Source organism: Citrobacter sp. C6_1, from assembly GCF_014596835.2.
Taxonomy (GTDB): Bacteria; Pseudomonadota; Gammaproteobacteria; order Enterobacterales; family Enterobacteriaceae; genus Citrobacter; species Citrobacter pasteurii.
On sequence record NZ_CP115031.1, the window covers coordinates 2,695,546 to 2,720,339 of the forward strand.

21 protein-coding genes and 3 pseudogenes are annotated in these 24,794 nt (G+C 51.2%); 14 read left to right on the top strand and 10 right to left on the bottom strand.

What is annotated here, in order from left to right; translation table 11 throughout:
- From purB to roxA, 4 genes are all read left to right on the top strand, one after another.
- Positions 1 to 1,371, top strand: coding sequence for an adenylosuccinate lyase (purB, locus tag IB196_RS13180; protein WP_188232103.1), 1,371 nt, complete (start codon positions 1 to 3; stop codon positions 1,369 to 1,371).
- A gap of 163 nt (positions 1,372 to 1,534) precedes the next feature.
- The gene (gene phoP, locus IB196_RS13185; RefSeq protein WP_005121074.1) at positions 1,535 to 2,206 is read left to right on the top strand and encodes a two-component system response regulator PhoP; all 672 of its coding nucleotides are present in this window, start codon (positions 1,535 to 1,537) and stop codon (positions 2,204 to 2,206) included.
- The gene (phoQ, locus tag IB196_RS13190) at positions 2,206 to 3,669 is read left to right on the top strand and encodes a two-component system sensor histidine kinase PhoQ (RefSeq protein ID WP_155020917.1); all 1,464 of its coding nucleotides are present in this window, start codon (positions 2,206 to 2,208) and stop codon (positions 3,667 to 3,669) included. The genes phoP and phoQ overlap by 1 nt, the downstream gene beginning before the upstream one ends.
- A 92-nt stretch (positions 3,670 to 3,761) precedes the next feature.
- Entirely contained in the window at positions 3,762 to 4,883 is a 1,122-nt protein-coding gene (gene roxA / locus IB196_RS13195) for a [50S ribosomal protein L16]-arginine 3-hydroxylase (RefSeq protein WP_188232102.1), read from the top strand.
- Positions 4,884 to 4,989: 106 nt separating this feature from the next.
- Here roxA and pepT read toward each other — a convergent pair whose 3' ends face one another.
- Entirely contained in the window at positions 4,990 to 6,213 is a 1,224-nt protein-coding gene (pepT, locus tag IB196_RS13200; protein WP_040231981.1) for a peptidase T, read from the bottom strand.
- Between the two features lie 250 nt (positions 6,214 to 6,463).
- On the opposite strand from pepT, the gene potA reads away from it, so the two are divergent.
- Both potA and potB read left to right on the top strand, forming a co-directional pair.
- On the top strand, positions 6,464 to 7,600 hold the full coding sequence (gene potA, locus IB196_RS13205; protein WP_188232101.1) for a spermidine/putrescine ABC transporter ATP-binding protein PotA: 1,137 nt from the start codon (positions 6,464 to 6,466) through the stop codon (positions 7,598 to 7,600).
- Positions 7,584 to 8,447, top strand: a complete 864-nt coding sequence (gene potB, locus IB196_RS13210; RefSeq protein WP_188232100.1) for a spermidine/putrescine ABC transporter permease PotB — start codon at positions 7,584 to 7,586, stop codon at positions 8,445 to 8,447. Before potA ends, potB begins: the two co-directional genes overlap by 17 nt.
- A gap of 517 nt (positions 8,448 to 8,964) precedes the next feature.
- On the opposite strand, the pseudogene IB196_RS13215 reads toward potB, so the two are convergent.
- Together IB196_RS13215 and IB196_RS13220 are read right to left on the bottom strand one after the other, a co-directional pair.
- Positions 8,965 to 9,123 (bottom strand): annotated as a pseudogene (locus tag IB196_RS13215) (IS3 family transposase); the annotation flags it as partial.
- The gene (locus IB196_RS13220; RefSeq protein ID WP_040231976.1) at positions 9,117 to 9,410 is read right to left on the bottom strand and encodes a YciI family protein; all 294 of its coding nucleotides are present in this window, start codon (positions 9,408 to 9,410) and stop codon (positions 9,117 to 9,119) included. The gene IB196_RS13220 and the pseudogene IB196_RS13215, both read right to left, overlap by 7 nt.
- Positions 9,411 to 9,618: 208 nt before the next feature.
- Between IB196_RS13220 and IB196_RS13225 the strand changes: the two genes are divergently transcribed.
- Both IB196_RS13225 and IB196_RS13230 read left to right on the top strand, forming a co-directional pair.
- Complete coding sequence (locus IB196_RS13225) at positions 9,619 to 10,233, top strand: YagU family protein (protein WP_040231974.1); 615 nt, start codon at positions 9,619 to 9,621, stop codon at positions 10,231 to 10,233.
- Between the two features lie 66 nt (positions 10,234 to 10,299).
- A pseudogene (locus tag IB196_RS13230) lies at positions 10,300 to 10,401 on the top strand (DinI-like family protein); the annotation flags it as partial.
- Between the two features lie 111 nt (positions 10,402 to 10,512).
- On the opposite strand, the gene IB196_RS13235 reads toward IB196_RS13230, so the two are convergent.
- Entirely contained in the window at positions 10,513 to 10,770 is a 258-nt protein-coding gene (locus IB196_RS13235; protein WP_040231973.1) for a hypothetical protein, read from the bottom strand.
- Between the two features lie 207 nt (positions 10,771 to 10,977).
- Between IB196_RS13235 and IB196_RS13240 the strand changes: the two are divergent.
- From IB196_RS13240 to potD, 3 genes and pseudogenes are all read left to right on the top strand, one after another.
- Positions 10,978 to 11,103 (top strand): annotated as a pseudogene (locus IB196_RS13240) (integrase); the annotation flags it as partial.
- A gap of 183 nt (positions 11,104 to 11,286) precedes the next feature.
- The gene (gene potC / locus IB196_RS13245; RefSeq protein WP_003030794.1) at positions 11,287 to 12,066 is read left to right on the top strand and encodes a spermidine/putrescine ABC transporter permease PotC; all 780 of its coding nucleotides are present in this window, start codon (positions 11,287 to 11,289) and stop codon (positions 12,064 to 12,066) included.
- A 24-nt stretch (positions 12,067 to 12,090) separates the two neighbouring features.
- A complete protein-coding gene (potD, locus tag IB196_RS13250) occupies positions 12,091 to 13,137 on the top strand; it encodes a spermidine/putrescine ABC transporter substrate-binding protein PotD (RefSeq protein WP_005121082.1) in 1,047 nt (348 codons plus the stop codon).
- Positions 13,138 to 13,277: 140 nt separating this feature from the next.
- Here the strand turns inward: potD and cobB are convergent, their stop codons facing one another.
- The 5 genes from cobB to lolC all read right to left on the bottom strand — a co-directional run bounded on the left by cobB (position 13,278) and on the right by lolC (position 18,308).
- Entirely contained in the window at positions 13,278 to 14,099 is an 822-nt protein-coding gene (gene cobB, locus IB196_RS13255) for a Sir2 family NAD+-dependent deacetylase (protein ID WP_040231971.1), read from the bottom strand.
- Positions 14,100 to 14,114: 15 nt separating this feature from the next.
- Positions 14,115 to 15,026 (bottom strand): N-acetylglucosamine kinase, encoded by a 912-nt coding sequence (gene nagK, locus IB196_RS13260; RefSeq protein ID WP_040231969.1) that lies wholly within the window; start codon positions 15,024 to 15,026, stop codon positions 14,115 to 14,117.
- 144 nt (positions 15,027 to 15,170) lie between these two features.
- Complete coding sequence (lolE, locus tag IB196_RS13265) at positions 15,171 to 16,415, bottom strand: lipoprotein-releasing ABC transporter permease subunit LolE (RefSeq protein WP_005121085.1); 1,245 nt, start codon at positions 16,413 to 16,415, stop codon at positions 15,171 to 15,173.
- A complete protein-coding gene (lolD, locus tag IB196_RS13270; RefSeq protein ID WP_003832278.1) occupies positions 16,415 to 17,116 on the bottom strand; it encodes a lipoprotein-releasing ABC transporter ATP-binding protein LolD in 702 nt (233 codons plus the stop codon). Before lolD ends, lolE begins: the two co-directional genes overlap by 1 nt.
- Positions 17,109 to 18,308 (bottom strand): lipoprotein-releasing ABC transporter permease subunit LolC, encoded by a 1,200-nt coding sequence (lolC, locus tag IB196_RS13275; RefSeq protein ID WP_040231968.1) that lies wholly within the window; start codon positions 18,306 to 18,308, stop codon positions 17,109 to 17,111. Before lolC ends, lolD begins: the two co-directional genes overlap by 8 nt.
- Before the next feature lie 259 nt (positions 18,309 to 18,567).
- Between lolC and IB196_RS13280 the strand changes: the two genes are divergently transcribed.
- From IB196_RS13280 to IB196_RS13290, 3 genes are all read left to right on the top strand, one after another.
- Positions 18,568 to 19,632 carry an acyltransferase family protein gene (locus IB196_RS13280; protein WP_188232535.1) on the top strand — a complete coding sequence of 355 codons (1,065 nt, stop codon included), beginning with the start codon at positions 18,568 to 18,570 and terminating at the stop codon, positions 19,630 to 19,632.
- Between the two features lie 118 nt (positions 19,633 to 19,750).
- Positions 19,751 to 23,197, top strand: a complete 3,447-nt coding sequence (gene mfd, locus IB196_RS13285) for a transcription-repair coupling factor (protein WP_040231965.1) — start codon at positions 19,751 to 19,753, stop codon at positions 23,195 to 23,197.
- A gap of 148 nt (positions 23,198 to 23,345) precedes the next feature.
- Positions 23,346 to 24,311, top strand: coding sequence for a L,D-transpeptidase family protein (locus tag IB196_RS13290; RefSeq protein WP_040231963.1), 966 nt, complete (start codon positions 23,346 to 23,348; stop codon positions 24,309 to 24,311).
- 85 nt (positions 24,312 to 24,396) lie between these two features.
- Here IB196_RS13290 and bhsA read toward each other — a convergent pair whose 3' ends face one another.
- On the bottom strand, positions 24,397 to 24,654 hold the full coding sequence (gene bhsA, locus IB196_RS13295; protein ID WP_040231961.1) for a multiple stress resistance protein BhsA: 258 nt from the start codon (positions 24,652 to 24,654) through the stop codon (positions 24,397 to 24,399).
- Between the last annotated feature and the right edge of the window lie 140 nt (positions 24,655 to 24,794).

A 24,794-nucleotide genomic window follows, 5' to 3' on the forward strand; every position in this document is an offset into this window, starting at 1 on the left:
ATGGAATTATCCTCACTGACCGCCGTTTCCCCTGTCGATGGACGCTACGGCGATAAAGTCAGCGCGCTGCGCGGGATTTTCAGCGAATACGGTTTGCTGAAATTCCGTGTACAGGTTGAAGTACGCTGGCTGCAAAAACTGGCCGCGCACGCAGCGATCAAGGAAGTTCCTGCTTTTGCTGCCGACGCAATCGGTTACCTTGATGCGATCGTCGCTAACTTCAATGAAGAAGATGCTGCGCGTATCAAAACCATTGAGCGTACGACCAACCATGACGTGAAGGCAGTTGAGTATTTCCTGAAAGAAAAAGTGGCGGATATCCCGGAACTGCACGCCGTTTCCGAGTTTATCCACTTCGCATGCACCTCAGAAGACATCAACAACCTGTCTCACGCGCTGATGCTGAAAACCGCACGTGACGAAGTGGTACTGCCGTACTGGCGTCAACTGATTGATGGCATCACCGCGCTTTCAGTTGAATATCGCGATATTCCTCTGCTCTCCCGTACTCACGGCCAACCTGCCACCCCATCAACAATGGGCAAAGAGATGGCAAACGTGGCGTACCGCATGGAACGTCAGTATCGCCAGCTCAACCAGGTTGAAATCCTCGGTAAAATCAACGGTGCAGTGGGTAACTATAACGCCCACATCGCTGCTTACCCGGAAGTTGACTGGCATCAGTTTAGCGAAGAGTTCGTCACCTCGCTGGGCATCCAGTGGAACCCCTACACCACGCAGATTGAGCCGCACGACTACATTGCCGAGCTGTTTGATTGCATCGCCCGCTTTAACACCATTCTGATCGATTTCGATCGCGACGTCTGGGGTTACATTGCATTGGGTCACTTCAAGCAGAAAACTGTCGCGGGTGAAATCGGTTCTTCGACCATGCCGCATAAAGTTAACCCGATCGACTTCGAAAACTCCGAAGGTAATCTGGGTCTGTCCAATGCGGTTCTGCAGCACCTGGCGAGCAAACTGCCGGTTTCCCGCTGGCAGCGTGACCTGACAGACTCAACCGTTCTGCGTAACCTGGGTGTGGGTATCGGCTATGCGCTGATCGCCTATCAGTCTACGTTGAAGGGGGTTAGCAAACTGGAAGTAAACCGCGATCACCTGCTGGATGAACTGGATCACAACTGGGAAGTTCTGGCTGAGCCGATTCAAACCGTAATGCGTCGCTATGGCATTGAAAAACCGTACGAGAAACTGAAAGAACTGACCCGTGGCAAGCGCGTTGACGCTGAAGGCATGAAGCAGTTTATCGACGGTCTGGCCCTGCCGGCAGACGAGAAAACCCGCCTGAAAGCGATGACACCGGCCAACTACATTGGTCGCGCCATCATCATGGTTGATGAACTGAAGTAATCAGCACTCCGCCAGATGCTGAACAGAAGCCGGATAAGCGTAAGCGATTCCGGCTTTTTATCGCCGCATTAACATCCCTTCCCCCGGTTTATTAAATGTTTATCCCCACTGCCACATAATCAGCGTTAAACTATTCGTACCATGAATTTAGGGAGAAACAATGATGCGCGTGCTGGTTGTTGAGGATAATGCATTATTACGCCACCACCTTAAGGTTCAGCTCCAGGATTTAGGCCACCAGGTGGATGATGCAGAAGATGCAAAGGAAGCAGACTATTTTCTTAATGAACACCTGCCGGATATTGCGATCGTCGATTTAGGGCTCCCCGATGAAGACGGACTATCACTGATCCGCCGCTGGCGCAGTAATGACGTTTCATTGCCCATTCTGGTATTAACTGCCCGTGAAGGCTGGCAGGACAAAGTGGAAGTGCTCAGTGCCGGTGCAGATGATTACGTCACCAAACCGTTTCACATTGAAGAAGTGGTTGCAAGAATGCAGGCATTGATGCGCCGCAATAGTGGCCTGGCCTCGCAGATAATCTCGCTTCCGCCATTTCAGGTGGACCTTTCTCGCCGCGAACTGTCCGTGAACGATGAAGTGATCAAACTTACGGCTTTCGAATACACCATTATGGAAACGCTGATCCGTAATAGCGGCAAAGTCGTTAGTAAAGATTCGCTTATGTTACAGCTCTACCCGGATGCCGAACTGCGTGAAAGTCACACCATTGATGTCCTGATGGGACGTCTGCGTAAAAAAATTCAGGCGCAATATCCGCATGAAGTGATCACCACCGTACGTGGGCAGGGTTATCTTTTTGAACTGCGCTAATGAATAAATTACTGCGTCATTTTTTCCCGTTATCGCTGCGGCTGCGCTTTTTGCTGGCAACCGCAGGCGTTGTACTGGTCCTCTCGCTGGCTTATGGCATGGTGGCTTTGGTTGGCTATAGCGTCAGCTTTGATAAAACAACATTTCGTCTGCTGCGTGGCGAAAGTAATCTGTTCTATACACTGGCCAAATGGGAAAACGGCAAAATCAATGTCGAGCTACCTGAAAATCTCGATATGCAAAGCCCTACAATGTCGCTGATTTATAATGAAAACGGTAAACTGCTCTGGGCCCAACGCGACGTTCCCTGGCTGGTACAACGTATTCACCCAGACTGGCTAAAGACAAATGGTTTTCATGAGATTGAAGCCAATGTCGACGCCACCAGTACATTGCTGCGCGAAGATCATTCGGCGCAACAGAAGCTAAGAGAAGTCAGAGAAGATGACGATAACGCTGAAATGACCCACTCCGTGGCGGTGAACATCTACCCTGCCACCGCCAGGATGCCACAACTGACCATTGTGGTTGTTGATACCATTCCTATTGAGCTCAAACGCTCATATATGGTCTGGAGCTGGTTTATATATGTGCTGGTCGCCAATCTGTTGCTGGTCATTCCGCTGTTATGGGTGGCGGCCTGGTGGAGCCTGCGACCTATCGAATCACTGGCGCGCGAAGTCCGTGAGCTTGAAGAACATCATCGCGAGATGCTTAATCCTGCCACCACGCGTGAACTCACCAGTCTGGTGCGCAACCTCAACCGCTTATTAAAGAGCGAACGTGAGCGCTACGATAAATACCGTACCACGTTAACGGATCTCACCCATAGCCTGAAGACACCGTTGGCCGTATTGCAAAGCACGCTACGCTCAATGCGTAATGAGAAAATGAGCGTAAGCGATGCTGAACCCGTCATGCTGGAGCAAATTAGCCGTATTTCACAGCAAATTGGCTATTATCTGCATCGTGCCAGCATGCGCGGCAGTAGCGCCCTTCTCAGCCGGGAATTGCATCCGGTTGCACCGTTGCTGGATAAACTGACCTCTGCATTAAACAAGGTGTACCAGCGTAAAGGGGTTAACATTAATCTCGACATTTCGCCTGAGATAAGCTTTGTGGGTGAACAGAACGATTTCGTCGAAGTGCTGGGTAACGTCCTGGATAACGCCTGTAAATATTGCCTGGAATTTGTCGAGATCTCAGCGCAATTAACAGAAGATCATCTGCACATTGTGGTAGAAGATGACGGCCCCGGTATTCCACGCAGTAAACGTGAAGTGGTGTTCGACCGCGGTCAGCGCGTGGATACCTTACGCCCCGGGCAAGGTGTGGGCCTGGCCGTCGCACGTGAGATCACCGAGCAATATGACGGGCAGATTATCGCTGGCGACAGTCTGCTGGGCGGAGCGCGCATGGAAGTTGTTTTCGGCCGCCAACATCCGGGACAAAAAGACGAGTAATCTTTATATGTAATAAATATGTACTGACTTCACGCTTGAGGTTAAGTATCCGTTATAATCGGTTGCAGATACCAGCCTGCGGGATGCTCATTATGGAATACCAACTCACACTTAACTGGCCCGATTTTCTTGAACGCCACTGGCAGAAGCGCCCGGTGGTCTTAAAACGCGGGTTTAACAATTTTATTGACCCACTCTCTCCTGACGAACTGGCTGGACTGGCAATGGAAAGCGAAGTCGACAGCCGGCTCGTCAGCCACCAGGATGGTAAATGGCAGGTTAGCCACGGTCCCTTTGAAAGCTATGACCATCTCGGCGAGAACAACTGGTCGCTTCTTGTGCAGGCGGTCAATCACTGGCACGAGCCAACCGCCGCGCTGATGCGCCCATTCCGCGAACTGCCGGACTGGCGTATCGACGATCTGATGATCTCCTTCTCCGTCCCCGGCGGCGGTGTTGGCCCACATCTGGATCAGTATGATGTGTTCATCATACAGGGAACCGGTCGCCGTCGCTGGCGCGTAGGTGAAAAACTGCAGTTGAAACAACACTGTCCTCACCCGGACCTCCTTCAGGTCGACCCGTTTGAAGCCATTATCGATGAAGAGCTGGAACCCGGCGATATTTTGTATATTCCACCTGGATTCCCGCACGAAGGCTACGCGTTGGAAAACGCAATGAATTACTCGGTAGGTTTCCGCGCACCGAATACCCGGGAGTTGATCAGCGGATTTGCTGATTACGTTCTGCAACGCGAACTGGGTAGCACGTACTACAGCGATCCAGATCTACCGCCACGCGACCATCCAGCAGACGTGCTGCCACAGGAAATGGACAAGCTGCGCGAAATGATGCTGGGGCTCATTAACCAGCCGGAGCATTTTAAACAGTGGTTTGGCGAGTTTATCTCTCAGTCGCGTCATGAACTGGACGTTGCTCCGCCTGAGCCGCCTTATCAGCCAGATGAAATTTACGATGCCCTGAAGCAAGGGGATGTGTTAGTGCGTCTGGGCGGATTGCGCGTATTGCGCATCGGCGACGACGTCTACGCCAACGGTGAAAAAATTGATTCTCCGCATCGTCCTGCCCTGGAAGCGCTAGCCAGCCATATCGTGCTGACGGCCGAGAACTTTGAGGATGCGCTGGAAGATCCGTCTTTCCTTGCCATGCTTGCCGCACTGGTGAATAGCGGATACTGGTTCTTCGAAGGGTAACCTATTGAGAGTGCGCCGGATGGCGCTTCGCTTATCCGGCCTACGGGATACGATATTTGTAGGCCGGATAAGCGAAGCGCCATCCGGCATCTACCGGCAAAAGCGGCTACTGTTTCGCCGTCAATTCCGCAATACGCACAATCACCTGCACCGCTTTTTCCATTCCCTCCAGGGTTACAAACTCATGTTTGCCATGATAGTTATAGCCACCGGTGAACAGATTCGGGCAAGGTAATCCCATGAACGACAGTTGCGCGCCGTCGGTGCCACCACGAATGGGTTTAAGATCCGGCTCAATGTCACAATCACGCATTGCCTGCTGAGCGATATCCAGCACATGCGGATGCTCGATCACTTTTTCACGCATATTGTAGTAGCTGTCTTCAATCACCAGCTCGATATAGCAGTCCGGATGTAACCCTTTGCCGACCTTTTTGGCGATATCCATGATTTTGCGTTTACGCGCTTCAAACTGCTTACGGTCAAAATCGCGGATAATGTAGTGCATATCAGCCCGATCGACCGTACCTTTCATGCTTGCCAGATGGTAAAAACCTTCATAGCCTTCCGTCGCTTCCGGGCTTTCATCTGCCGGAACCTCCGCATGAATACGGGCAGCCAGCGACAGCGCATTCACCATCACCCCTTTTGCAGTACCGGGATGCACATTGTTGCCGACAATTTTGATATTGACCGATGCGGCGTTGAAGTTTTCAAACTCCAGCTCACCTACGCCACCGCCGTCAACGGTGTAGGCCCACTGCGCATCGAATGCTGCAACGTCGAAGTGTTTTGCGCCTTTACCGACTTCTTCGTCCGGCGTGAAGGCCACGCGGATATCACCGTGCGGAATGTCTTTTTGAATAAGCACAGCCAGCGCGGTCATAATTTCCGCCACACCGGCTTTATCATCCGCGCCCAGCAGCGTTTTACCGTCTGTGGTGATCAACGTTTGACCCAGAAGTTGATGCAGCACCGGGAACATCACCGGCGACAGAACTTCATCACCAATGCCTAACGCAATATCGCCGCCGCGGTAGTTTTCAACGATTTGTGGATTAACGTTTTTACCGCTGAAATCCGGTGAGGTATCCACATGGGAAATAAAGCCGATCGCGGGAATATTGCCTGCAACGTTAGCGGGCAACGTTGCCATCAGCGTCCCCTTTTCGCTCAGTGAAATGTTAACCAGCCCCATCTCTTCGAGCTGTTGTTTGAGCAGTTGTAATAACTTCCATTGTCCTTCGGTGCTGGGTACCTGCCGCACGCCCGATTTTGATTGGGTGTCCAGCGACACGTAGTGTAAAAAACGCTCAAGTAGTTTATCCATGCAGTCACCCTCACTTTTTGTGACAACATTATCAATAAGCAACAAAAGACAAATATTGCGTCAGGTCACTTTTATCCCCGCAAGTGAGAATATTTCTCCCTGACATCCCCTCTGACTATAGGGTTAAGTCAGTAATTCGCAACAAGGATTGGCGATTACAATGGTTTGCCGTAGAATAACCGCCCTCATTAAGAGTCATCAAGGTGGTTAACCACAAACCCCGCATCGGTCAGCCATCCGTTGCGTTTACATGGGACAGAGTAAAAAATTGAATAAACAACCGCGTTCGCTTTCTCCACTGGTGCAATTAGCGGGAATTCGCAAGAGTTTCGATGGCAAAGAGGTGATTTCCAGCCTGGATTTGACCATCAACAATGGCGAATTTCTCACGCTGCTTGGCCCCTCTGGCTGCGGTAAAACAACCGTTCTTCGCCTGATTGCCGGTCTGGAAACGGTTGATTCCGGTCATATTATGTTGGACAACCAGGACATCACTCACGTTCCTGCGGAAAACCGCTACGTGAACACCGTCTTCCAAAGCTATGCGTTATTCCCCCACATGACCGTGTTTGAGAATGTGGCCTTTGGTTTACGCATGCAGAAAACCCCTGCAGCCGATATTCCTCCTCGCGTTACTGAAGCCCTGCGCATGGTGCAACTGGAAGAGTTCGCTCAGCGAAAACCGCATCAACTCTCCGGTGGCCAACAGCAGCGCGTGGCGATTGCCCGTGCGGTGGTCAATAAACCGCGTTTGCTTCTGCTGGATGAGTCTCTCTCTGCGCTGGACTATAAACTGCGTAAGCAGATGCAGAACGAACTGAAAGCGTTACAGCGTAAACTCGGTATCACTTTTGTTTTTGTCACCCACGATCAGGAAGAAGCACTGACAATGTCAGACCGCATTGTGGTCATGCGTGATGGCAAAATTGAGCAGGATGGCACACCGCGAGAAATCTACGAAGAACCGAAGAATCTGTTCGTCGCCGGATTCATCGGCGAGATCAATATGTTTAACGCGACGGTCATTGAACGTCTGGACGAACAGCGTGTTCGTGCTAACGTTGAAGGCCGCGAGTGCAATATTTACGTCAACTTCGCGGTAGTTCCCGGGCAGAAACTGCACGTTCTGTTACGCCCGGAAGATCTGCGCGTGGATGAAATCAACGACGATAATCATATTGAAGGACTTATCGGTTACGTGCGTGAACGTAACTATAAAGGCATGACGCTGGAGTCGGTTGTGGAACTGGAAAATGGCAAGATGGGAATGGTCAGCGAATTCTTCAACGAAGACGATCCTGACTTTGACCACTCGCTCGACCAGAAAATGGCGATTAACTGGGTAGAAAGCTGGGAGGTCGTACTGGCTGATGAAGAACACAAGTAAATTCCAGAGTGTGGTGATCGTCACCATTGTCGGTTGGCTTGTGTTGTTTGTCTTTCTGCCCAACCTGATGATCATCGGCACCAGCTTTTTGACCCGCGACGACGCTAATTTCGTCAAAATGGTCTTTACGCTGGAACACTATGCTCGCCTGCTCGATCCGCTCTATTTTGAGGTGCTGGTTCATTCCCTCAATATGGCGCTGATTGCCACACTCGCCTGCCTGGTACTCGGCTATCCGTTTGCCTGGTTTTTAGTCAAACTGCCGGAGAAAGTGCGTCCACTGCTGCTGTTCCTGCTGATTGTTCCGTTCTGGACCAACTCGCTTATTCGCATCTACGGTCTCAAAATTTTCCTCAGTACCAAAGGCTATCTCAACGAGTTTCTGTTGTGGCTCGGCGTGATTGATACGCCCATTCGCATTATGTTTACCCCCAGCGCGGTCATTATTGGCCTGGTGTATATCCTGCTGCCATTTATGGTGATGCCGCTCTACTCCAGTATTGAGAAACTGGATAAACCGTTACTCGAAGCTGCGCGCGATTTGGGTGCCAGCAAACTTCAGACCTTCACCCGCATTATTATTCCGCTGACAATGCCGGGAATTATTGCCGGATGTTTGCTGGTGATGCTGCCAGCCATGGGGTTGTTTTACGTATCCGATCTAATGGGCGGCGCGAAAAACCTGCTGATTGGTAATGTGATTAAAGTGCAATTCCTGAACATCCGCGACTGGCCGTTTGGAGCCGCCACCAGTATTACCCTGACCATCGTCATGGGGCTGATGCTGCTGATCTACTGGCGCGCTTCCCGCTTGTTGAACAAGAAGGTTAGCGACATAGACAGTTAATTAATATTATTCAATAAGATAACATACTTTTTGGCATGCTTTTTACCCTCAAGTAAACTGCATGCCAACCCCAATATTTAGGTTTAGTAAAAATGTGTCAACTCAGCATCCCTGTTCAGGTTAATTAGGACAAAGCCCTGTCGGGGACTTTTTCGGGCCGCACTCAGCAAATCCATGCACTTTATATCCCTTTCCCTCCATGCAACTCAGGATGTGATTGCTCCGGGCATTAAAACTCTCAATTGTCTCTCCAGGCTCTATGCCATTCAGACTCCAGTTATTGCCGTCAAGGTTTGCCCTTGGGTTAACACCGCAGCTATACAGATCAACTTTACGCTGTGTAACATTGGTTAAGCCAGATGCCTCCGGTTTCTGGAATACCTGGACCCAGGGGACATAGTCGTAATTTGAGGAATCCATATCAGCGACCACACAGCCTGTTAACATCACTACACTCGCTAATACCACCTTGCTGATCTTCAAAAATTGCTCCCTGAGATAAAGCCATCATCGGATATCATGGACTGACACCGCCGAGATAGCTGTGGCGCCGCGATCGATTATTGAACAGTTCAATGTGATCGAAGATATCCGCCCGGGCCAGCGCCCAGGCTTTATAGATGCGTTTTCTGATACGTTCTTTTTTCAGCGAACTGAAGAACGATTCTGTCAGAGCATATTTTCCAAAAACTGAGCTTTCATACTGGCCTCGAAGGGAATTATGTCGACTTTAGCGATATTCAACTTTTGGAATGGATCCTGGCTGAGGCGCTCTTCTAATGATTCAAGGCTGTCGCATTTCGCAAGTATGACCCCTCCATTACGAGGAACTCTTCTTCCTGATGCCAAAAAGACACCATCTGCATAGCCTTTCTTAAGCCACTCAACATGCGCTGGAATTTGAGCGTCAACTTCCTCTAGCGGCTTTACATAAGTTAAAACAACAACATAAATGATACTCATCCTATAATCCTTATAGAAGGAAGGTATTAGGATGATATCACCCTGCAAAATAAGGAGAAAGTAACCTGATAGCTTCCAATCATTTTAGGGATCCCTGTTACTAACTCATGAGCAGAACATACAGCCACATACAATTCTTTACATTCATTGTTTTTTATGAATACTACTTAGTGATTACGTTAATGTAATGAAATTCAATGGATGAAATATGAATATATTTGAACAAACCCCACCTAACCGCAGACGTTATGGCCTGGCTGCTTTTATCGGGTTAATCGCCGGTATCGTATCAGCATTCGTTAAATGGGGGGCTGAAGTACCTTTGCCGCCCCGTAGCCCGTCTGATATGTTTACTACCGCATGTGTTCCGGAATCATTAATCCGAGCGGCGGGACAAATTGATTGCTCCCGCAATTTTCTGAACCCTCCATATATTTTTCTGCGAGACTGGATGGGACTTGCAGATCCTAACGCAGCGGTCTACACCTTTGCCGGGCATGTGTTTAACTGGGTTGGTGTAACACACATCATTTTTTCTATTGTGTTCGCCGTAGGCTACTGTGTAGTTGCAGAAGTTTTTCCCAAAATTAAACTCTGGCAGGGGTTGTTGGCTGGTGCATTAGCCCAGCTTTTCGTACATATGATTTCCTTCCCTCTCATGGGACTGACCCCTCCTCTCGCTGACCTTCCATGGTATGAGAATGTATCCGAAATTTTTGGTCATTTAATCTGGTTCTGGTCCATCGAAATTATTCGACGAGATCTACGTAACAGGATTACTCACCAACCGGATCCGGAAATCCCTTTGGGGACAACCCGCTGATACCATCAATGAGATAGTAAAATGGCGCATATACAGCGCCATTTTTAGTATCTATGCTGAATACCACCAGCGATCAACACTGACGCCAGCAAGCATGAGAAAGGTCAGATAAGCCGGACAGTCCAGGAAATGTTTGGAGAGGCTGAGTTTTGGTTGGTAAATGAATAAAACCCGTGATTTTATGTGAGTCGACACCTCTTAATTCGTCTGTACTATTTTTCTGGAGCCGCGGGCCAGACAGGTTTTGTCGTATCAACCCGTATCAACGGCATCCTGCCGCTATGAAATTTCTGTATCAGCGACTGATTTCAGTGTCTGTCGTTTCTGCCCGGCGCGTTCCTGTTGCTCATCTTTTGTTAATTCCGGGTACGGCACCAGAACAGGAAAACCATTATCATCGGACTGAATCCGACCATTAATTTGGCTGTCTAAAATTCTCTGGCCTTCGTCATCGCTGATATGCACAAAACTCCCCGGGATTTTGTCATCGGGAGTGTTGTCGCCATAAAATCCGTCATTCAACGCGCAATACTTCATACAACCCCCTTACCAATTGCGATACAAGAAAGGGTGGTAGCGATCACCGAAGATTTAGAGTCTGCAGAAAGAATTCTGGCTCCTGCTGCCGTGCTATTTGATAACTCCCACCCGACAGTATTCACCCCTTCAGTACCTGAAGAAATATCTGACGGTACAACCAGATATGGTGTGCCAACAAAAGCATGTGGAAACTGAACATTGCCTGTATCCGAGCGACTATATCGCGCACAAGGCATTGATACCAAAACACTACCAGGCCATCAAGTGCAGGCAACAACAGATCGCTATAACGACACTCGCGGTCAGGAATGGGTAAGGCTGGTCATTTAAATGGGCATTTTTTCCCGATCACCTGGAAAATTGTTGTAAAATTCGCGGCCTTAGTGATGGCCGCTTATTTTTGGTTGTCTGTTTTGGTGGGAAGTTTTGGAGAGATTTTGGAGAAGAGAAAAAGTTGATTATTTTCAATGCTCTGAAAGCATCCCGCCTTCTGAACAAGAAGGTGGAACTCGAATGATCGGTCGACTGCTTCGCGGCGGTTTTATGACCGCTATCTACGCGTACCTGTATATTCCAATCATCATTTTGATTGTGAACTCCTTTAACAGCTCGCGCTTCGGCATTAACTGGCAAGGCTTTACCACCAAATGGTACGGCCTGCTGATGAACAACGACAGTTTGCTTCAGGCGGCACAGCACTCACTGACGATGGCCGTGCTCTCCGCGACCTTTGCCACACTGATCGGTTCACTGACTGCGGTCGCCTTATATCGCTACCGTTTTCGCGGTAAACCGTTCGTCAGTGGCATGCTGTTCGTGGTGATGATGTCGCCGGATATCGTGATGGCAATTTCGCTGCTGGTGCTGTTTATGCTGATTGGCATTCAGTTGGGCTTCTGGTCGCTACTGTTTTCACATATCACGTTCTGCCTGCCTTTTGTGGTAGTAACGGTCTACTCACGTTTGAAAGGCTTTGACGTACGTATGCTTGAAGCAGCAAAAGACCTGGGTGCCAGTGAAGTGACTATTCTACGCAAAATCATTCTGCCACTGGCCATGCCTGCGGTGGCTGCCGGTTGGTTACTGAGCTTTACGCTGTCGATGGATGATGTTGTCGTTTCGTCCTTCGTTACCGGGCCGGGCTATGAAATTTTGCCATTAAAAATCTACTCAATGGTTAAAGTCGGTGTATCACCAGAAGTGAACGCACTGGCAACCATTTTGTTGGTTCTGTCGCTGGTTATGGTGATCGCCAGCCAGCTTATTGCACGTGATAAAACCAAGGGCCGTTGAGGCCTTTCATTCAGGGGACGTTAAATGAAAAAATGGTCACGCCACCTGCTCGCGGCGGGTGCTCTGGCACTGGGCATGAGCGCCGCTCACGCTGATGATAACAACACGCTTTATTTCTATAACTGGACCGAATACGTTCCGCCAGGGCTACTGGAACAGTTCACTAAAGAGACCGGGATCAAGGTTATCTATTCGACCTACGAGTCGAATGAGACCATGTACGCCAAGCTCAAAACCTACAAAGACGGTGCGTACGATCTGGTGGTGCCTTCCACCTATTACGTCGACAAAATGCGCAAGGAAGGCATGATCCAAAAGATCGATAAGTCGAAGTTAACCAACTTCCACAACCTCGATCCGGAAATGCTCAATAAACCGTTTGACCCGAACAACGACTACTCAATTCCTTATATCTGGGGTGCGACGGCCATTGGTATTAACAGTGACGCTATTGATCCAAAAACCGTGACCAGCTGGGCTGACCTGTGGAAACCGGAATACAAAGGCAGCCTGCTGTTAACGGATGATGCCCGCGAAGTATTCCAGATGGCGCTACGCAAGCTGGGATACTCCGGGAATACCACCGACCCGAAAGAGATTGAAGCCGCGTATAACGAACTCAAGAAGCTAATGCCTAACGTTGCAGCCTTCAACTCCGATAACCCGGCTAATCCGTATATGGAAGGCGAAGTTAATCTGGGTATGGTGTGGAACGGCTCTGCATTCGTGGCGCGTCAGGCGGGTACACCGCTGGAAGTCGTCTGGCCGAAAGAAGGGGGTATTTTCTGGATGGATAGCCTGTCTATTCCGGCAAATGCCAAAAACAAAGAAGGTGCGCTGAAGCTAATTAACTTCCTGCTGCGCCCGGATGTCGCGAAAGAAGTCGCGGAAACCATCGGTTACCCGACGCCAAACCTGGCGGCACGTAAGCTTTTAAGTCCGGAAGTGGCTAACGATAAAACCCTGTATCCGGATGCAGAAACCATCAACAAAGGGGAATGGCAGAACGATGTCGGTTCCGCCAGCGCCATCTATGAAGAGTATTATCAGAAGCTAAAAGCAGGACGTTAATTGCCTTCCTCGTAGGCCGGATAAGACGCGCCAGCGTCGCATCCGGCGCATCATCACTGCCCGATGGCGCAACGCTTATCGGGCCTGGACAAATGAGCGCTGTAGGCCGGGTAAAGCATTCGCCGCCATCCGACAAAAAATCACAGACCTTTCAATAACTTCTCAACAAACTCGGGCACCACCTGGCTTGCCGGGCCGTAATACTTCTCTTCAAACTCGCTACCCACCTGGCTTGGCTCAAGATTTAACTCCACCGTATGCGCCCCATGCAGACGCGCTTCGTGGACAAAACCCGCGGCCGGATAAACATGCCCTGACGTGCCAATGGCAATGAAAACATCTGCCATCGCCAGTGCCATATAAATTTCATCCATGCCCAGCGGCATTTCACCAAACCACACCACGTGTGGTCGCAGCGGCGCCGGAAACTGACAGCAATGGCATTTGTCTTCTGGCGTGACGTCCCCTGTCCAGTCTAAAATCTGCCCGCTTTGCGAACAGCGAACCTTAAGAAGCTCGCCGTGCATGTGGATAACGTTCTGACTTCCCGCACGTTCGTGCAGATTATCGATATTTTGCGTTACCAGTAGAAAGCGATCACCCAACTCGGCTTCGAGTTTTGCTAACGCAATATGCGCCGCATTTGGTTGAATTTCGGGTTGCTGTAACTGGTGGCGGCGGGCGTTATAAAATGACTGAACCAGCCCAGGATTACGGCTAAATCCTTCCGGCGTTGCCACATCCTCAACCCGATGTTCTTCCCAAAGACCATCCGCAGCACGGAAGGTACGAATCCCTGACTCAGCGGAAATCCCCGCGCCAGTCAGAACTAACACCCTTGGTTTTTCCACCAACTCAGGCACCACTCTGTCTCTGAAAAAGATCCGTTGACGCAGGCGATCGCGCAAATGGCGTTTATTTTTACGAAAACGGCTTAATCGATGACCCCGACGCGACAGCATAACAACCTCTTTGTATTAATCGGTAAGATGTAGGAAAGCGGCTCCGCGCATCCCACCCGCATCACCGTGTCGTGCCTGCTCAATACGCGGCACACGGGCAACGGGCAGTAAATGACGTGGCAGCCTGCCCGCCAACTGCGTCGTAATAGCGGTAAAGTTCGACAAGCCACCGCCAATCACCACTAAATCTGGATCGACGATAGTCAGGATATTCCCCAGGCAAACGGCCAGCAAATCCAGATAACGCTCTACATGTGCACGCGCATGCTCATCGCCTTGCTCCCAGAGGGCGATAATTTCACGGGCATCCAGAGGTTGATGGTAGTAATGCTGGTACAACCATGCAAATCCGCCACCGGAAAGATAGCTTTCGATGCACCCCAGTTGACCACATCCGCAACGACGCAGTGGGAAATCAAATCCCATCAACGTCAACGCATCAACAGGCAAACGGATATGACCGAACTCGCCGGTAATATAGCTACGTCCGGTGATAGACTTTCCGTTAAGCACCAGGCCACCACCGACACCGGTGCCGAGGATTAAGCCCATCACTAACGGATACTGGGTGAACCCATCGTCCCAGGCTTCGGAGAGTGCAAAACAGTTGGCATCATTATCCAGACGCACATCACGATCCAGTCGTGCGCTGAGATCGGCCCGCAGCGGTTTGCCACTGGCAGCAGGAACGTTAGCCGCGTACAGCGTGCCGTCTTCGGTCTCAGGCATGCCAGGAATACCAATCCCTACTGAACCCTTAACGCCAAAGCGCTGGTCCGCCTCCGTCACCAGAGCGCACACCGCATCAAGGAAAGCGTCATAACTGTCACGCGGCGTAGGGACACGTTTCTCCCACTGCAAACGACGGTGATTATCGAAGACGCCTAACGCAATTTTTGTCCCGCCAATGTCAAACCCGTAATACATCACCGCTCCTTGATACACGTCTTCCTTCATGCTGCCTCTGCGTTGGTTGCACCCTCACGCCCAGTCACATCGTTGTTTATGCGTCTGGTGATTATCGGGCTTGCCGCCTTGGGACAGCATGAATGCCTGGTGTATATCTTGTTGTTATTGGCCGCTAAGTACTCTTGCAGGGTCAATATTGCTGGCGCGACGCGCCGGATACCAACTAGCCAAAAGACTCAGCAACAATGCTGTCACCAACACGTAAATCACATCCAGCCAGTGCAATTCAGATGGCAGGAAGTCAATAAAATAAATATCGCCCGAGAGGAACTGATGGCCGATAAGCGCCTCAATACCATTGATGATCGGTGTGAGCTGCAGAGAAACAACAACGCCAATAACCACACCTATCAGGCTACCGAACAGACCCGCCAGCAGTCCATACCAGACGAAGATGGCGCGGATCAGCCCGTCTTTCGCCCCCAGCGTTCTTAATACCGCAATATCGCCGCTTTTGTCTTTTACCGCCATCACTAACGTGGAAACGATATTAAAGCAGGCTACACCAATCACCAGCACCATCGCCAGATACATAATGGCGCGAATCATCTGGATATCGCGATACATATAGCCGTAAGTACCGATCCAGCTCTTAATATAGACATAGTTGTTGGTCACTTCACCAGCGTCTCTGACCAACTTATTGGCGTTAAAGACATCGTTGACCTTCAGGGCAATCCCGGAAACGCTGGAGCCCATATCCAGGTACTGCTGCGCATCTTCCATTGGGATCATGGCAAAGCTGTGATCGAGCTGACCGCTCAGTTGCAGAATACCGGTAACGTGCAAACGCACGCGTTTAGGCTGCTGTAACTTATGATCCGCACTGGCGTTAGGGATCATAATTGACACCCAATCCCCCTGCTTCACCTTCAGCGCGTCGGCAATACCCTTGCCAATGATTATCTGCTGCTCACCGGCTTTGAAATTATCCCAGGCATGGTTCTGCACGAAGGATGGCAACGCGCTCAAGCGTTGTTCCTGCTGCGGATCAACGCCCTTCACCTGTACTGCACGTAGATTCGCCCCACTCTCCACCAGCCCGGTAAAGTTGATATAAGGCGCCGCAGCGGCAATACCAGGCACTTTCTGAACTTTATCGAGTGCTTCCTGCCAGTTGTTCCACGGCTGATTTACGGCTTCAATCTCACCGTGCGGAACCACGGCCAGAATACGGTTGTTCAGCTCTCGCTCAAATCCGTTCATCGCGCTTAGACCGACGATCAACACCGCCACGCCCAACGCAATGCCGACGGTAGAAATCACGGAAATCAGCGACACCATGCCGCCGCGCCGCCGACCACGGCTAAAACGTAACCCAATCAATAACGATAAAGGCGAAGCCATTACTCTGCTCCCATCAGGCTCAGTTCGGCCGTCAGGCGACCATCGCGCATTTCAAGCTGGCGGCTCATGCGCTTCGCCAGTTGCAGATCGTGCGTCACAACCAGAAATGCTGTGCCCTGAGAACGGTTCAGCTCACCCAGTAACTCAAAAATACTGTCCGCGTTACGCGCATCAAGGTTACCTGTTGGCTCATCTGCCAACACCAGACGCGGGTTATTCACCAGCGCACGGGCAATCGCCACACGTTGACGCTCGCCGCCTGACAGTTCGGACGGACGGTGGCTGGCACGGTGATCCAGCCCAACCGCTTTCAGCATGTCACGTGCGCGCTCGGTAATTTCAGCTGGCTTCTTCTTACCAATCAGTAGCGGCATCGCCACGTTTTCCAGCGCGGTAAAGTCTGGCAACAAATGGTGGAACTGGTAAATGAATCCGAGCTTCTGATTACGCAGTTCCGCTTTCGCCGCTGACGAGAGTTTGCTCATCGGCTGACCGCTAAAAATGACATCGCCGGAAGTCGGTGTATCCAGCCCGCCGAGCAGATGAAGCAATGTACTTTTGCCGGAGCCTGAGCTGCCGACAATCGCCATCATCTCACCCTCGCCGACGCAAAAACTGACATCGTGCAGAACATCAGTCTGCACCGTGCCTTCCTGATAGCGTTTGCACAGGTTGTCGCATTGCAACAGGATCTTATTCATAACGTAAAGCCTCAGCGGGTTGAGTGGCGGCAGCGCGCCAGGAAGGATAAAGCGTAGACAGCAGCGCGATGGCCATTGCCACCAGTGCAATGACGATCACCTGCAACGGCTCAATAGCGACAGGCAACGCGGCACCGTCCAGCAGCACGCCGATAATCGGCATCAGGTTGTTCAGTTGGCTGGCAAGCAACGCGCCCAGTACAGCGCCCAGCAGCGCGCCGATAATTCCGGCACTGGCCCCCTGAACCATAAACACCATCATTATTTGCCGCGGCGTGAGCCCCTGCGTTTGTAAAATCGCCACTTCCCCTTGCTTCTCCATTACCATCAAACCCAGCGAGGTAATAATATTAAACGCCGCTACCGCTACGATCAGGCTCAGCAACAGCCCCATCATGTTTTTTTCCATCCGCACAGCCTGGAACAGCTCACCTTTACGCTCGCGCCAGTCCTGCCATTTGGTGCCTTGCGGCAACGTTTGTTGACTCAGCGAATCAACCTTGAGCGGTTCATTTAGCCACAGACGCCAGCCGGTGATATTGCCTGCCGGATAACGCATCAGACGTGACGCATCCTGGATGTTGGTCAACATCTGATAACCATCAACTTCACTATTGGCGGCAAAAGTGCCAATCACCGTAAACAGACGCTGGCTCGGTAAGCGTCCCATTGGCGTAAACTGACTGGCAGAAGGCACCATCACGCGAATTTGATCGCCGCGGTTCACACCTAACTGTCCGGCAAGCTGCTCACCGAGGATGACATTATACTTACCCGGTTCGAGATCTGTTTGCTTCACATTGACCAGATACGGCGTTAACGGATCTTTTTGCGCCGGGTCGATGCCCAGCATCACCCCTACCGCCACGCTACGCGCGCTCTGCAGGACCACATCGCCCGTTGTTAGCGGCGCAACACGGTTGACGCCGTTCAATACCACGGCTTTTTCCGGCAACTGCTGCGGGTTAAGAGAGCCTTGCTCAGCCGAGAGAATAGCCTGAGGCATCAGACCAAGGATGTTATTTTGCAGCTCGCGTTCGAAACCGTTCATCACCGACAATACTGTGACCAGCGCCATTACCCCAAGAGTAATGCCAATGGTAGAGAGCCAGGAAACGAAACGACCGAAGCGATCTGCTGCACGCCCACGCATATAACGCAGGCCAATGAATAGAGCGACAGGTTGGTACATGAAATCCGTCTGGTTGCTGTTAGCAAAGTCACGAGTATATAAGCGAAAGCGGGATGGGTAAATGACTGAACCGTAAGTGTTCGTCAGCATTGTTCTGAAAAGTATAACCAAATCAATTCGCTAAAGTTTCCACTTTGCCCTCATCCATTTTCCTGATCTTTATCTTAAAAAAATAAAAAGCAGACGGTTACGCATTACAGTGAACGCAGGGTTTTGCAGGATGGCAAGCTATCTCACACAATATGGATACGCCACTGCAATGAATAAAAAAGAGTTATGGATTAATCAAATCAAAGGGTTATGTATCTTCCTGGTGGTCATTTACCACTCAGTCATTACCTTTTATCCCCATCTCACTACCTTTCAGCATCCACTCTCACAGGTGCTAACCAAATGCTGGATCTACCTCAATCTGTATCTGGCACCGTTTCGCATGCCAGTCTTTTTCTTTATTTCGGGCTATCTGATCCGCCGCTACATTACAAACGTCCCGTGGACAACCTGTGTAGACAAACGCATCTGGAGTATTGCCTGGGTGCTGATACTGTGGGGAATCGTGCAATGGCTGGCGTTGACCACGCTCAATAACTGGCTGGCTCCGCAACGCGACCTGGGCCATGCGGCCAATGCAGCCTATGCCGGTTCGGTGGGAGACTTTACCCGGGGAATGCTCACAGCCAGTACCAGTCTGTGGTATCTGTATGCGCTGATTGTCTATTTTGTCCTGTGTAAGATCTTCAGCCGCTGGGCCTTGCCGCTACTGGTGCTGTTTGCATTCCTGAGTGTGGCAATCAACTTTTTCCCGACCCCATGGTGGGGGCTGAACAGCGTAATACGTAATCTGCCATACTACAGCCTCGGCGCTTGGTTTGGCACAACGCTGATGATGTGGATCAAAGATGTTCCCCTGCGCCGCCATTCTGTGCTTTTTCTGGTTAGCACAATCGTCGCCGCCGTCGCGTGGCTGGCAAATGTCTCACTATTGCTTTCTCTTCTTTCCATTGTGCTGATCATGAAGCTGTTTTATCAATTTGAGCTCCGCTTTGGTATGCGCACGTCCAGTCCGTTAAGCGTGATTGGTGCCAATACCATCGCCATCTACACTACCCACCGAATTCTGGTGGAACTGATAAGTTTAATGCTGCTTCCCAAACTCAATCATACCGCCTGGTCCGCAAACGTAGAGCTGGCCCTGCTACTGGTGTATCCGTTCGCCTGCTTACTGTTGTGTACGCTGGTCGGACTAATGGTTCGAAAAATTTCACAAAAAACCGTTGCCGACCTGCTCTTCTCCCCGCCGTCTTTCTCCACCGTTCCCCGCTAAACCTTACGCGCTTTTTGCCCCCATCCGGGGGCGAATCAATTTGCTTATGAGAAACGATCACGGATAATAAAGAACATTGCTTATCAGACGTATATCCAAACGAGATCCTGACAACCGAATGCCTGAACAACATCGTTACACGCTTCCAGCAAAAGCTGGCGATCAGCGCCAGTTGGGTGAACTTACCGGTGCCGCCTGCGCGACGCTGGTCGCAGAAATCGCCGAACACCATCCGGGACCAGTGGTGCTTATCGCGCCGGACATGCAAAATGCCTTGCGTCTGCATGATGAAATTCGTCAGTTTACCGACCAGATGGTGATGAATCTGGCTGACTGGGAAACGCTGCCCTATGACAGTTTTTCCCCACATCAGGAAATTATCTCCTCGCGACTCTCCACGTTGTATCAACTGCCTGCGATGCAACGCGGTGTGCTGATCGTACCGGTCAACACGTTGATGCAGCGCGTCTGTCCGCACAGCTATCTACACGGCCATGCACTGGTGATGAAAAAGGGTCAGCGCCTGTCGCGTGATGCCCTGCGTGAGCAACTGGACAGCGCCGGTTATCGCCATGTTGATCAGGTCATGGAACACGGTGAATACGCCACGCGTGGCGCGTTGTTGGATCTGTTTCCGATGGGCAGCGAATTGCCTTATCGCCTGGATTTCTTTGATGATGAAATCGACAGCCTGCGCCTGTTTGATACTGACACTCAGCGCACGCTGGAAGAAGTCGATGCCATTAATTTGCTGCCTGCCCACGAATTTCCAACCGATAAAACAGCCATTGAGCTGTTCCGCAGTCAGTGGCGCGACACCTTTGAAGTTAAACGCGACGCCGAACATATTTATCAGCAGGTCAGTAAAGGCACGTTACCTGCCGGGATTGAATACTGGCAACCGCTGTTTTTCAGTGAGCCGCTGCCACCGCTGTTCAGTTACTTCCCTGCCAATACGCTGTTAGTGAATACCGGTGATATTGAAACCAGCGCAGAGCGTTTCCAGGCGGATACACTGTCACGTTTTGAGAACCGGGGTGTCGATCCGATGCGCCCACTGCTGCCGCCAGAATCGCTGTGGCTGCGGGTTGACGAACTGTTTTCCGAGCTTAAACATTGGCCTCGCGTCCAGCTCAAAACCGAAAGTCTGGCAAACAAAGCGGCAAACACTAATCTGGGATTCCAGAAGCTGCCGGACATCGCCGTACAAGCGCAACAGAAATCGCCGCTGGATGCGCTGCGTAAATTCCTGGAAACCTTCAGCGGCCCGGTCATTTTCTCGGTAGAGAGTGAAGGTCGCCGTGAAGCACTCGGCGAGCTTCTGGCTCGCATCAAAGTCGCGCCTAAACGTATTTTACGCCTTGATGAAGCCGCCGACAGCGGTCGTTATCTGATGATTGGTGCGGCAGAACATGGTTTCATTGATACCAAACGCAACCTGGCACTGATTTGCGAAAGCGATCTCCTTGGTGAACGTGTGGCTCGCCGCCGCCAGGATTCCCGCCGCACGATTAACCCGGATACATTGATCCGAAACCTCGCGGAGCTGCATCCGGGGCAGCCCGTCGTGCATCTTGAGCACGGCGTGGGTCGCTATGCCGGGATGACCACGCTGGAAGCCGGCGGCATCACCGGTGAATACCTGATGCTCACCTACGCCAACGACGCCAAACTGTATGTGCCGGTGTCGTCGTTGCATCTGATCAGCCGCTACGCCGGTGGCGCGGAAGAGAATGCGCCGCTGCATAAACTTGGCGGCGATGCCTGGTCACGCGCCCGGCAGAAAGCCGCTGAGAAGGTGCGTGATGTCGCGGCGGAGTTGCTGGATATTTATGCCCAGCGCGCGGCGAAAGAAGGTTTTGCCTTTAAGCATGACCGTGAGCAGTACCAGCTATTTTGCGACAGCTTCCCGTTTGAAACCACGCCCGACCAGGCACAGGCGATCAACGCGGTGCTCAGCGATATGTGTCAGCCGCTGGCCATGGATCGTCTGGTGTGTGGTGACGTCGGCTTCGGCAAAACCGAAGTGGCGATGCGCGCCGCATTTCTCGCCGTCGAGAACCACAAACAGGTGGCCGTTTTAGTGCCGACCACCCTGCTCGCCCAGCAGCACTTCGACAACTTCCGTGACCGCTTTGCCAACTGGCCGGTACGTATTGAGATGCTGTCCCGTTTTCGTAGCGCCAAAGAGCAAGCGCAGATTCTGGAGCAGGTTGCCGAAGGTAAAATCGATATTCTCATCGGCACGCACAAACTGCTGCAAAGCGATGTGAAACTCAAAGATTTGGGTCTGCTGATTGTCGATGAAGAGCACCGCTTCGGTGTCCGTCACAAAGAGCGAATTAAAGCAATGCGCGCCGATGTCGATATTCTGACGCTGACCGCAACCCCGATCCCGCGCACGCTCAATATGGCGATGAGTGGCATGCGCGATCTGTCAATTATCGCCACACCGCCAGCGCGTCGTCTGGCCGTCAAAACCTTTGTGCGCGAGTATGACAATTTGGTGGTTCGCGAGGCTATCCTGCGTGAAGTGCTGCGCGGCGGGCAGGTCTACTATCTGTTCAACGATGTTGAAAACATCCAGAAAACCGCTGACAGGCTGGCAGAGCTGGTACCGGAAGCGCGTATCGGGATTGGACACGGGCAAATGCGCGAACGCGAGCTGGAACGCGTGATGAACGATTTCCACCATCAGCGCTTCAACGTGCTGGTGTGTACCACCATCATCGAAACCGGGATCGACATTCCCACCGCGAACACCATCATCATTGAACGTGCCGACCACTTCGGTTTGGCGCAATTACACCAGTTGCGCGGACGTGTGGGACGCTCACACCATCAGGCCTATGCGTGGCTGTTGACGCCGCATCCGAAAGCAATGACCACCGATGCACAAAAACGCCTTGAGGCAATTGCATCACTGGAAGATTTGGGTGCAGGTTTTGCGCTGGCCACTCACGACCTCGAGATTCGCGGCGCGGGGGAACTGCTGGGTGAAGATCAGAGCGGTTCGATGGAAACCATCGGCTTCTCACTGTACATGGAACTGCTGGAGAACGCGGTTGATGCGCTAAAAGAGGGACGCGAACCGTCGCTCGAAGATCTCACCAACCAGCAAACTGAAGTCGAGCTGCGGATGCCTTCGCTACTGCCAGATGACTACATCCCCGATGTGAATACGCGACTGTCGTTCTACAAGCGGATTGCCAGTGCGAAAGGCGAAAACGAGCTGGAAGAAATTAAGGTCGAGCTGATAGACCGTTTTGGTTTGTTGCCTGACCCGGCCCGTACGCTGCTGGATATTGCCCGTTTGCGCCAGCAAGCGCAAAAACTGGGCATCAGAAAACTCGAAGGCAATGAAAAAGGCGGGACGATTGAGTTTGCCGAGAAGAACCACGTCAACCCGGTGTGGCTGATTGGCTTACTGCAAAAGCAACCCCAACACTTCCGTCTGGATGGCCCAACCCGGCTGAAGTTCATGCAAGATTTGAGCGAGCGTAAAACCCGTATCGACTGGGTACGTCAGTTTATGCGTCAACTTGAAGAAAACGCCGTAGCGTAGCGTTCCGGCCGGGTGAGCACGGTGCTTGCCCGGCCGATGAATTTACAAACTCTTTGCACTTCCCTGCACTTCCCGACACAGCAAACCGCCATAATTCCTGTTTACTTTTACATTATAAAAACCACGTAAAAACAATGGATTTATGGTGATGTTAAACAAGAAACAACTCTCTCGCTGGCTAACGCTTTTTACACTCGCGGCGACCGTCGCGTTAGCGCTTCCGGCTCAAGCGAATACCTGGCCGCTCCCGCCGCCTGGCAGCAAACTGGTGGGTGAAAATGCCACTCACGTTGTCGAAAACAACGGCGGATCGCTGGAAGCCATTGCGAAAAAATACAACGTCGGCTTTTTAGCGCTGCTGCAGGCTAACCCCGGCGTCGATCCATACGTACCTCGCCCGGGCAGTGTTTTAACCATCCCATTGCAAACTCTGCTGCCAGATGCCCCACGCGAAGGGATTGTCATTAACCTCGCCGAACTGCGTCTTTACTATTACCAGCCAGGGACAAAATCGGTGACCGTGTATCCCATTGGCATTGGCCAGTTAGGCGGCGACACCCTGACGCCAACAATGGTCACCACCATCTCTGATAAGCGTGCCAACCCGACCTGGACACCAACGGCGAATATCCGCGCACGGTATAAAGCCAATGGTATCGACCTCCCTGCCGTAGTACCTGCCGGGCCGGATAACCCGATGGGGCATCATGCTATCCGCTTAGCTGCTTACGGCGGTGTGTATTTGCTGCATGGAACCAACGCGGATTTTGGCATCGGTATGCGTGTCAGTTCCGGGTGTATTCGCCTGCGTGACGGTGATATTGAAACCTTATTCCGTCAGGTTACGCCGGGAACCAAAGTGAACATCATCAACACGCCGATTAAAGCCTCCGTTGAACCTAACGGTATGCGCCTGGTTGAAGTACACCAACCGCTGTCAGTAAAGATTAATGACGACCCGCAGTTACTGCCAATCGTGTTGAATTCATCAATGCAGAACTTTAAAAATGCGGCACAAACAGACGCAGTTGTGATGGAGCATGCAATGGAGCTACGTTCAGGTATGCCTGTAGACGTGACACGCCACCACGATGTTCCTGAACAAACGCTGTAAATTCAGGTCATAAAAAAACCCCCGCCGGTTTGTTCCCGCGGGGGTTTTTTATTGAATTCGCAGTGGCATAGCGAGGGTTTACAACTTATTTGTAGATAACTGCCGTCCCGTGAAGAGTGTTAGGACCGGTAACAGAAGTAATACGGAATGACTTCGCACCCATTTCATCTGCTTTCTGTGCCAGTTGATCTTCCAGAGAACCTAAGTTAGTCCCGGCGTTGGCAGAGATAATACCGACTTTCTGTTGGCCTGCCGGTGTAGCCTGAACTTCAACAGCGGCAAAGCTTGCAAATGAAAGTGAGCTCAGGACAGCAGCGACAAAAAGAGTTTTTACGTTTTTCATGATAGTTACCTTTAGCAGATGAATGTGTGCCGTAAGCGATTAACTTAACGATCGATAGGTAAATCATAGATGTGATCCAGGTCACACGTCAATATTTTTTTATAACGATTGTTATTTAAAGAACAAAGGCCTTATTTTTC

Excerpts from the sequence above, each read along its gene's own strand:
- potC (WP_003030794.1), top strand. The coding sequence starts at position 11,287 with ATGATCGGTCGACTGCTTCGCGGCGGTTTTATGACCGCTATCTACGCG.
- purB (WP_188232103.1), top strand. The coding sequence starts at position 1 with ATGGAATTATCCTCACTGACCGCCGTTTCCCCTGTCGATGGACGCTAC.
- roxA (WP_188232102.1), top strand. The coding sequence starts at position 3,762 with ATGGAATACCAACTCACACTTAACTGGCCCGATTTTCTTGAACGCCAC.
- potA (WP_188232101.1), top strand. The coding sequence starts at position 6,464 with ATGGGACAGAGTAAAAAATTGAATAAACAACCGCGTTCGCTTTCTCCA.
- pepT (WP_040231981.1), bottom strand. The coding sequence starts at position 6,213 with ATGGATAAACTACTTGAGCGTTTTTTACACTACGTGTCGCTGGACACC.
- bhsA (WP_040231961.1), bottom strand. The coding sequence starts at position 24,654 with ATGAAAAACGTAAAAACTCTTTTTGTCGCTGCTGTCCTGAGCTCACTT.
- potD (WP_005121082.1), top strand. The coding sequence starts at position 12,091 with ATGAAAAAATGGTCACGCCACCTGCTCGCGGCGGGTGCTCTGGCACTG.
- lolD (WP_003832278.1), bottom strand. The coding sequence starts at position 17,116 with ATGAATAAGATCCTGTTGCAATGCGACAACCTGTGCAAACGCTATCAG.
- potB (WP_188232100.1), top strand. The coding sequence starts at position 7,584 with ATGAAGAACACAAGTAAATTCCAGAGTGTGGTGATCGTCACCATTGTC.
- lolE (WP_005121085.1), bottom strand. The coding sequence starts at position 16,415 with ATGGCTTCGCCTTTATCGTTATTGATTGGGTTACGTTTTAGCCGTGGT.
- phoP (WP_005121074.1), top strand. The coding sequence starts at position 1,535 with ATGCGCGTGCTGGTTGTTGAGGATAATGCATTATTACGCCACCACCTT.
- nagK (WP_040231969.1), bottom strand. The coding sequence starts at position 15,026 with ATGTATTACGGGTTTGACATTGGCGGGACAAAAATTGCGTTAGGCGTC.
- IB196_RS13235 (WP_040231973.1), bottom strand. The coding sequence starts at position 10,770 with ATGAAGTATTGCGCGTTGAATGACGGATTTTATGGCGACAACACTCCC.
- mfd (WP_040231965.1), top strand. The coding sequence starts at position 19,751 with ATGCCTGAACAACATCGTTACACGCTTCCAGCAAAAGCTGGCGATCAG.
- IB196_RS13220 (WP_040231976.1), bottom strand. The coding sequence starts at position 9,410 with ATGAGTATCATTTATGTTGTTGTTTTAACTTATGTAAAGCCGCTAGAG.
- IB196_RS13290 (WP_040231963.1), top strand. The coding sequence starts at position 23,346 with ATGTTAAACAAGAAACAACTCTCTCGCTGGCTAACGCTTTTTACACTC.
- lolC (WP_040231968.1), bottom strand. The coding sequence starts at position 18,308 with ATGTACCAACCTGTCGCTCTATTCATTGGCCTGCGTTATATGCGTGGG.
- phoQ (WP_155020917.1), top strand. The coding sequence starts at position 2,206 with ATGAATAAATTACTGCGTCATTTTTTCCCGTTATCGCTGCGGCTGCGC.
- IB196_RS13225 (WP_040231974.1), top strand. The coding sequence starts at position 9,619 with ATGAATATATTTGAACAAACCCCACCTAACCGCAGACGTTATGGCCTG.
- cobB (WP_040231971.1), bottom strand. The coding sequence starts at position 14,099 with ATGCTGTCGCGTCGGGGTCATCGATTAAGCCGTTTTCGTAAAAATAAA.
- IB196_RS13280 (WP_188232535.1), top strand. The coding sequence starts at position 18,568 with ATGAATAAAAAAGAGTTATGGATTAATCAAATCAAAGGGTTATGTATC.